Raw genomic sequence first — 7726 nt, 5'->3', positions numbered from 1 at the left:
GAGGGACTCTTCCGCACTCCGGACGGGCGCCTGGTGCCCGGCACGGATCGCACCCTGGAGCAATTGCAATCCGGTGACTGGGAGCTGCGCGGCGCCCACGACGAGGTGCTCGCGCCGCTGCCCACGCCGGAGACGAAGACGCCGGCGCTCTCGTCCGTGTACGCGCTCTCCAAGTACGACCAGGAGCGGTTGTGCCTCATCACCGGCCGCGCGTACAACATCCCCACCGTGGCGCTGCGCTTCTTCAACGTCTACGGCCCGCGCCAGGCGCTCTCCAACCCGTACACCGGGGTGCTCGCCATCTTCGCCTCGCGGCTGATGAACGGGAACGCGCCGCTCATCTTCGAGGACGGCCTGCAGCAGCGTGACTTCGTCAACGTGCACGACGTGGCCCGCGCCTGCCGCCTGGCCATGGAGGTGCGCGACGCGGCCGGGCACGTGCTCAACATCGGCAGCGGCCACGCCGTCACCGTGCGCGATGTGGCCAAGGCGATTGGCGAAGTGATGGGCAAACCACACATCCGGCCCGCCGTGACGGGCAAGTACCGTATGGGCGACATCCGCCACTGCTTCGCCGACATCACCCAGGCCCGCGAGGTGTTGGGATACGAGCCCCAGGTGGAGTTCCAGCAGGGGCTGGCCGAGCTGGCGCGGTGGCTCGAGGGGCAGGTGGCCACGGACCGTGTGGCCGAGGCGAGGGCGGAGCTCGAGGCTCGAGGGCTGACCGTATGAGCAAGACACGAGCGAAGAAGAACGGTCACGAGAAACGGGTGGTCATCTTCGGGGGCGCCGGCTTCATCGGCTCCAACGTGGCGGACCACTACCTGAGCGAAGGCCGCCGGGTGCTGGTCTACGACAACGTCTCGCGCGCCGGGGTGGAGAGGAACCTGCGCTGGCTCAAGGCGCGCCACGGCGAGCGGCTCAGCGTCGAGGTGGCGGACATCCGGGACGAGCGCGCGGTGCGGCGCGCGGTGCACGGCGCCGAGGAAGTGTTTCACTTCGCGGCCCAGGTGGCGGTGACCACCAGCCTCGAGGGCCCGGTGCACGACTTCGAGGTGAACGCGCGCGGCACGCTCAACGTCCTGGAGGCCCTGCGGGCCATGGACGAGCCGGCCCCGCTCCTCTTCACCTCCACCAACAAGGTGTACGGCGGGCTGCCGGGGCTGGAGTTCGCCCAGAGTGGCCGCCGCTACGAGCCCCGGGACGAGGGGACGCGCACCCACGGCATCAGCGAGCGCTGCCCGCTGGACTTCGAGAGCCCCTACGGCTGCTCCAAGGGCGCGGCGGACCAGTACGTGCTCGACTACGGGCGCTCCTTCGGGTTGAAGACGGCGGTGTTCCGGATGAGCTGCATCTACGGCCCGCGCCAGTTCGGCACCGAGGACCAGGGCTGGGTGGCGCACTTCCTCATCCAGGCCCTCCAGGGCAAGCCCATCACCCTCTACGGGGACGGCATGCAGGTGCGCGACATCCTCTTCATCGAGGACCTGGTGCGCGCCTTCCGCCTGGCGCAGGCGAACATCGAGCAGCTCAAGGGACAGGCCTTCAACATCGGCGGTGGCCCGGAGCGCACCGTGAGCCTGCTGGAGCTGCTCGAGCTGATCGCCCAGCGCACCGGCCGAAAGCCAGACATCCACTTCGAGCAGTGGCGCACGGGAGATCAGCGCTACTACGTGTCCGATACCCGCAAGTTCCAGCAAGCCACGGGCTGGGCGCCGCAGGTGGGCGTCGAGCAGGGCGTGGCCCGGCTGCACGCGTGGCTGGAAGCGCTGGCGGAGGAGCGGGCCATCCATCCACCCACCGGAGGAGCCTCGCTTGAAGCTTTCGCAGGGTAGCCCACGCGTGAGTACGCCGCCGCCCGTGAGACGGGTACTGATGACCGCCGATACGGTGGGCGGCGTGTGGACGTACGCGCTCGAGCTCTGCCACGCACTCGCCCGGTACGGCGTGCGGGTGGAGCTCGCGACCCTGGGAGCACCGCTGTCCCTCGCCCAGTGGGCCGAAGCGGGCGAGGTTCCGGGCCTGTCCATCCACGAGAGCCGCTACTCGCTCGAGTGGATGGACGACCCGTGGGAGGACGTCCGCGCCTCGGGGGAGTGGCTCCTCGAGCTGGAGGCGCGGCTGCGTCCGGACCTCATCCACCTCAATGGCTATTGCCACGGCGCGTTGCCCTTCCAGGCGCCGGTGCTGGTGGTGGCGCACTCGTGCGTCCTCTCGTGGTGGGAGGCCGTGAAGGGAGAGTCCGCCCCCGAGCGCTACGCGCGCTACCGCGAGGAGGTGGCGCGGGGGCTGCGCGCGGCCCGGTGCGTGGTGGCGCCGAGCGCCGCGATGCTCTCCGCCGCCGAGCGCCTGTATGGCCCCTTCCACGCGAGCCGGGTCATCGCCAACGCGCGCCGGGCCGAGTCCTTCCCTCCCGGGGTGAAGGAGCCCTTCGTGCTCGCCGCGGGCCGGCTGTGGGACGAGGCCAAGAACCTGTCCGCGCTGGAGGCCGTCGCGCCGCGGCTCCCCTTTGCCGTGAAGGTGGCGGGGGAGACGCAGCACCCGGGTGGCGGTGATTCGGCCCGGGCCCATCATGTGGAGCCGCTCGGGCGCCTCACGCCCCCGGAGCTCGCCGGGTACATGGGCCGCGCCGCCATCTACGCACTGCCCGCGCGTTACGAGCCCTTCGGCCTGTCCGTGCTGGAGGCCGCGCTCGCCGGCTGCGCGCTGGTGCTCGGCGACCTGCCGAGCCTGCGCGAGGTGTGGGGCGACGCCGCGCTCTTCGTCCACCCGGAGGATGGGGAGGGGCTCGCCCGGGCCCTGCGCAGCCTGATGTCGAACCCCGCCGAGCGCGAGCGCCAGGCCGGACGCGCCCGGGCCCGTGCGCTGACCTTCACGCCCCGCCGCATGGCGGAGGCCTACCTGGAGCTCTACGCCGCGCTGGGCACGCGGCCCTCGGAGACGCGGGACGCTCCCGCGCTCCACGCTTCTTGACGACCGGAGAGCCAACCGCCGATGCGCATCGTCTTCTTCTGTCACTCCCTCCTGTCTGACTGGAACCACGGCAACGCGCACTTCCTGCGGGGCGTGGTGACGGAGCTCGCGCTGCGCGGCCACCAGGTGCGCGTGTACGAGCCCGCGGATGCGTGGAGCCTGCAGAACCTCCTGGCCGAGCCGATCGGCGCGGAGGCGCTCGCCGAGGTCCGCGCCGTCTACCCGCACGTGGTGCCCGAGCGGTACGCGCTCGACACGCTGGACCTGGATGCGGCGCTCGAGGGCGCCCACCTGGTCATCGTCCACGAGTGGAGCGCGCCGGAGCTGGTGAAGCGCCTGGGCGAGCGGCGCAAGGCCGGAGGCACCTTCCGGCTGCTCTTCCATGACACGCACCACCGCAGCGTGAGCGCCCGCGAGGAGATGGCCCGCTACGAGCTCACGCACTACGACGGCGTGCTCGCCTTCGGCGAGGTCATCCGGCGCATCTACCTGGACGCGGGGTGGACCCGCCAGGCGTGGACGTGGCACGAGGCCGCCGACGCGCGCGTGTTCCGCCCGCAGCCGCACGTGCCCCAGGAGCGGGACCTCGTCTGGGTGGGCAACTGGGGCGATGACGAGCGCACCGCGGAGCTGCACGAGTTCCTGTTGGACCCGGTGAAGGCGCTCGGCCTGCGGGCCCGCGTGCACGGCGTGCGCTACCCGGACACGGCGAAGGCGGCCCTGGCCGAATCGGGGATTGAATACGCCGGCTGGCTGCCCAACCACCGGGCGCCCAGGGCCTTCGCCCAGGCGCGCGTCACCGTCCACGTGCCGCGCCGGCCCTATACGCGGGCCCTGCCCGGCATCCCCACCATCCGCCCCTTCGAGGCGCTCGCCTGCGGCATTCCGCTGGTGTCGGCGCCCTGGTCGGACGCGGAGGGGCTCTTCACCCCGGGCCGCGACTTCCTCGTCGCCAATGACGGCGAGGAGATGCGCCACCACCTGCGCGCCCTGCTCGCCGACGAGGGCCTGCGCCGCGAGCTCGCCGAGCACGGCCGGCGCACGGTGCTCGCGCGCCACACCTGTGGGCACCGGGTGGAGGAGCTCCTGCGCATCTGCCAGCAGCTGGGCCTCGACGCCTCCGAACTGAACCCGCTTGCACGGGAAAGGGTCATCGCATGAGCAAGGGTCTTCGCATCGCCTTCTTCGGCTCCAGCCTGGTCTCGGCCTACTGGAACGGGGCGGCCACCTACTACCGCGGCATCATCCGCGCGCTGCATGAGCTGGGGCACCGCGTCACCTTCTACGAGCCGGATGCCTACGAGCGCCAGCAGCACCGCGACATGGCGGACCCCGACTGGGCCCGCGTCGTCGTCTACTCCGCGCAGGGCACCGAGGAGCTCGAGCGCTGCCTGAAGGAGGCCAGTGACTCGGACGTGGTGGTGAAGGCCAGCGGCGTGGGCGTGTTCGACGCGCTGCTCGAGGCCCGCGTGCTGGAGCTGCAGCGCCCCAGCACCCAGGTGGTGTTCTGGGACGTGGACGCGCCGGCCACGCTCGAGCGCGTGGAGAAGGACCGGAATGACCCCTTCCGCGCGCTCATCCCCCGCTACGACCACATCCTCACCTACGGCGGCGGCGAGCCGGTGGTGAGCGCGTACAAGGCGCTCGGGGCGAAGGAGTGCGTGCCCATCTACAACGCGTTGGATCCGAGCACCCACCACCCGGTGGCGCCGGACGCGCGCTTCTCGGGCGACCTGGCCTTCCTGGGCAACCGGTTGCCGGACCGCGAGGCCCGCGTGGAGGCCTTCTTCCTCGAGGCCGCCAAGCTGTTGCCCGGCTCGCGCTTCCTCCTCGGCGGGAGTGGCTGGGGAGACCGCTCGCTGCCGGAGAACGTGAAGTACCTCGGCCACGTGTACACGCAGGACCACAACGCGCTGAATTGCTCGGCGCGGGCGGTGCTCAACATCAACCGCGACAGCATGGCGCGCTTCGGCTTCTCGCCGGCCACGCGCGTCTTCGAGGCCGCGGGCGCGGGCGCCTGCATCATCACCGACGCCTTCAAGGGCGTGGAGCTCTTCCTGGAGCCGGGGAGCGAAATCCTCGTGGCCCACTCGGGCGAGGAGGTCGCCGAGCACGTGCGCCGGCTGACGGCGGCCGACTCCCAGCGCATCGGCCAGGCGGCGATGAGGCGGGTGCTCTCCGAGCACACGTACGCGCACCGGGCCTCGAAGGTGGAGGAAGTGCTCGGGTTCGAGAAGGGCGGCGATCACGAGCGGGTGGCTTGAGTCATGGAGACGAAGCGGATGCGGATCGTCATTCTCGGGTTGTCCATCACCTCGAGCTGGGGCAACGGCCACGCCACCACCTACCGGGGGCTCGTGCGCGAGCTGGTGCGCCGGGGGCACGACGTGCTCTTCCTCGAGCGCGATGTGCCCTGGTACGCCTCCAACCGGGACCTGGCGCGGCCGCCGTACGGACGCACCGAGCTGTATTCGAGCTTCGAGGACCTGAAGGGCCGCTTCGCGCGCGAGGTGCGCCGCGCGGACCTCGTCGTGGTGGGCTCGTACGTGCCCCAGGGCGTGGACGTGGGCGGCTGGGTGCAGCGGACCGCCCGCGGCGTCACCGCCTTCTATGACATCGACACGCCGGTGACGCTGGCGAAGCTCGCGCGCAAGGACTTCGAGTACCTCTCGCCCGAGCTGATTCCGGGCTACCAGCTCTACCTGTCCTTCACGGGCGGGCCCACGCTCCAACACATCGAGCGCGAGCTCGGCTCTCCGGCGGCCCGGGCGCTCTACTGCAGCTGCGACCCCGAGCTGTACGCGCCGCAGCACCGCGAGCCGCTCTGGGACCTGGGCTACCTGGGCACGTACAGCGATGACCGGCAGCCGGTGCTCGACCGGTTGATGCTGGAGGCCGCACGCGAGTGGAGCTCGGGCCGCTTCGTGGTCGCCGGGCCCCAGTACCCGGCCACGATTCAATGGCCCGCCAATGTGTCGCGCGTGGAGCACCTGGCTCCGCCCGAGCACCCGGCCTTCTACAACTCGCAGCGCTTCACGCTGAACGTCACGCGCGCGGACATGGTGAGGGCGGGCTACTCGCCGAGCGTGAGGCTCTTCGAGGCAGCCGCGTGCGGCGTGCCCATCATCAGCGACGAGTGGGCGGGGCTCGACACCCTCTTCACCCCGGGGAAGGAGATTCTCATCTCCCACTCGGGCGAGGAGACGCTGCGCTACCTCCGGGAGGTCTCGGAGGAGGAGCGGCGGGCCATGGGGATGAAGGCGCGCGAGCGGGTGCTGGCCGAGCACACCGCGGCCCACCGCGCGGAGACCTTGGAGCAGTACGCCCGGGCCGTGGGTGAGGGCCGCGAGCCATAGAGGGTCACATCAGAGGCGCGCTTGCCACGAGGCGGCGGCGCCCGGGCGTTGGGGACGGGAGGTGGGCGTCATGAAGATCGCGGTCATTGGAACGGGGTACGTCGGGTTGGTGGCGGGCACCTGCTTCGCCGAATCGGGTCATGACGTCACGTGCATCGACGTGGACCCGAGGAAGATCGAAGCGCTGCGGCGGGGACGGGTTCCCATCTACGAGCCGGGCCTCGAGGAGCTGGTCCACCGCAACATCGCCGCGCGGCGGTTGCACTTCACCCAGGACCTGAAGGCCGCGGTGGGGCCCTCTCAGGTGGTCTTCATCGCCGTGGGCACGCCCGAGGGCGACACCGGGCGCGCCGACCTCCAGTACGTGCTCAACGCCGCCGAGCAGGTGGGCCAGGCGCTGCGCCACTACACGGTCATCGTGGACAAGAGCACGGTGCCGGTGGGGACGGCGGACCTGGTGTCGGCCGCGGTGGCGCGCAACACGCAGTACGAGTTCGACGTCGTCTCCAACCCCGAGTTCCTCAAGGAGGGCGCGGCGCTCGAGGACTTCCTCAAGCCGGACCGGGTGGTGATTGGGACGAATTCGGAGCGGGCGCGGAAGCTGATGGGCGAGCTGTACGCGCCCTTCGTGCGCACGGAGAACCCCATCCTCTACATGGATCCGCGCTCGGCCGAGCTGACGAAGTACGCGGCCAACGCGATGCTGGCCACGCGCATCTCGTTCATGAACGACCTCGCGGCCCTGTGCGAGCGCGTGGGGGCGGACGCGGAGCTGGTCCGCAAGGGCATGGGCTCGGACAAGCGGATTGGCTACTCGTTCCTGTACCCGGGCATCGGCTATGGCGGCAGCTGCTTCCCGAAGGACGTGAAGGCGCTGATGGCCACGGCCCGGGACGTGGGGCTCGAGTTCGACCTGCTGCGCGCGGTGGAGAACACGAACGCGCGGCAGAAGCGCTGTCTGCTGTCCAAGGCGCTGAAGCACTATGGGGACGTGTCCAACCGCACCTTCGCGGTGTGGGGCCTGGCCTTCAAGCCGAAGACGGACGACATGCGCGAGGCGCCCTCGGTGGAGCTCATCGAGGGTCTGCTGGGCAAGGGCGCGCGGGTGCAGTGCCATGACCCGGTGGCGACGGAGGTGGCGCGGCGCTACTTCGGCGAGCGCGTGCTGTACGCGCCCACGTGCTACGACGCGGCCGAGGGCGCTGACGGGCTCTTCCTGGTGACGGAGTGGAACGAGTTCCGGCACCCGGACCTGCGGCGGCTGAAGACGCTGATGAAGAGCCCGGTCATCTTCGACGGCCGCAACGTCTTCGACCCGCGGCGCGCGCGGGAAGAGGGCTTCACGTACTTCGGCATCGGCCGCGGCCACTGAGCAGGCCGGGACCGCCGGGAGGCTC

7 protein-coding genes are annotated in these 7726 nt (G+C 70.9%); all 7 read left to right on the top strand.

What is annotated here, in order from left to right; all coding sequences use genetic code 11:
• Window positions 1-732 (top strand): NAD-dependent epimerase/dehydratase family protein (locus tag ACJ8AN_RS28470; protein ID WP_407758639.1); only part of this gene is annotated, 732 nt, incomplete at its 5' end.
• Window positions 729-1835 carry a GDP-mannose 4,6-dehydratase gene (locus tag ACJ8AN_RS28465; RefSeq protein WP_407758638.1) on the top strand — a complete coding sequence of 369 codons (1107 nt, stop codon included), beginning with the start codon at window positions 729-731 and terminating at the stop codon, window positions 1833-1835. The genes ACJ8AN_RS28470 and ACJ8AN_RS28465, both read left to right, overlap by 4 nt.
• Before the next feature lie 40 nt (window positions 1836-1875).
• Window positions 1876-2973 (top strand): glycosyltransferase family 4 protein, encoded by a 1098-nt coding sequence (locus ACJ8AN_RS28460; protein WP_407758637.1) that lies wholly within the window; start codon window positions 1876-1878, stop codon window positions 2971-2973.
• 21 nt (window positions 2974-2994) lie between these two features.
• The gene (locus ACJ8AN_RS28455) at window positions 2995-4134 is read left to right on the top strand and encodes a glycosyltransferase (RefSeq protein ID WP_407758636.1); all 1140 of its coding nucleotides are present in this window, start codon (window positions 2995-2997) and stop codon (window positions 4132-4134) included.
• Complete coding sequence (locus ACJ8AN_RS28450) at window positions 4131-5237, top strand: glycosyltransferase (protein ID WP_407758635.1); 1107 nt, start codon at window positions 4131-4133, stop codon at window positions 5235-5237. The genes ACJ8AN_RS28455 and ACJ8AN_RS28450 overlap by 4 nt, the downstream gene beginning before the upstream one ends.
• An 18-nt stretch (window positions 5238-5255) precedes the next feature.
• Window positions 5256-6329 (top strand): glycosyltransferase, encoded by a 1074-nt coding sequence (locus ACJ8AN_RS28445; protein WP_407758634.1) that lies wholly within the window; start codon window positions 5256-5258, stop codon window positions 6327-6329.
• Window positions 6330-6399: 70 nt separating this feature from the next.
• On the top strand, window positions 6400-7701 hold the full coding sequence (locus tag ACJ8AN_RS28440) for a UDP-glucose dehydrogenase family protein (protein WP_407758633.1): 1302 nt from the start codon (window positions 6400-6402) through the stop codon (window positions 7699-7701).
• Window positions 7702-7726: the final 25 nt, after the last annotated feature.

This window comes from Archangium sp., from assembly GCF_045802675.1.
Classification (GTDB): domain Bacteria; phylum Myxococcota; class Myxococcia; order Myxococcales; family Myxococcaceae; genus Archangium.
Note: the sequence above shows the minus strand (reverse complement) of the source record. Positions and strands in the feature narration are given on the sequence as shown.

Bases quoted from the DNA above. Each gene is read 5' to 3' on its own strand.
- ACJ8AN_RS28465 (WP_407758638.1), top strand. From the start codon at position 729: ATGAGCAAGACACGAGCGAAGAAGAACGGTCACGAGAAACGGGTGGTC.
- ACJ8AN_RS28440 (WP_407758633.1), top strand. From the start codon at position 6,400: ATGAAGATCGCGGTCATTGGAACGGGGTACGTCGGGTTGGTGGCGGGC.
- ACJ8AN_RS28450 (WP_407758635.1), top strand. From the start codon at position 4,131: ATGAGCAAGGGTCTTCGCATCGCCTTCTTCGGCTCCAGCCTGGTCTCG.
- ACJ8AN_RS28445 (WP_407758634.1), top strand. From the start codon at position 5,256: ATGCGGATCGTCATTCTCGGGTTGTCCATCACCTCGAGCTGGGGCAAC.
- ACJ8AN_RS28460 (WP_407758637.1), top strand. From the start codon at position 1,876: ATGACCGCCGATACGGTGGGCGGCGTGTGGACGTACGCGCTCGAGCTC.
- ACJ8AN_RS28455 (WP_407758636.1), top strand. From the start codon at position 2,995: ATGCGCATCGTCTTCTTCTGTCACTCCCTCCTGTCTGACTGGAACCAC.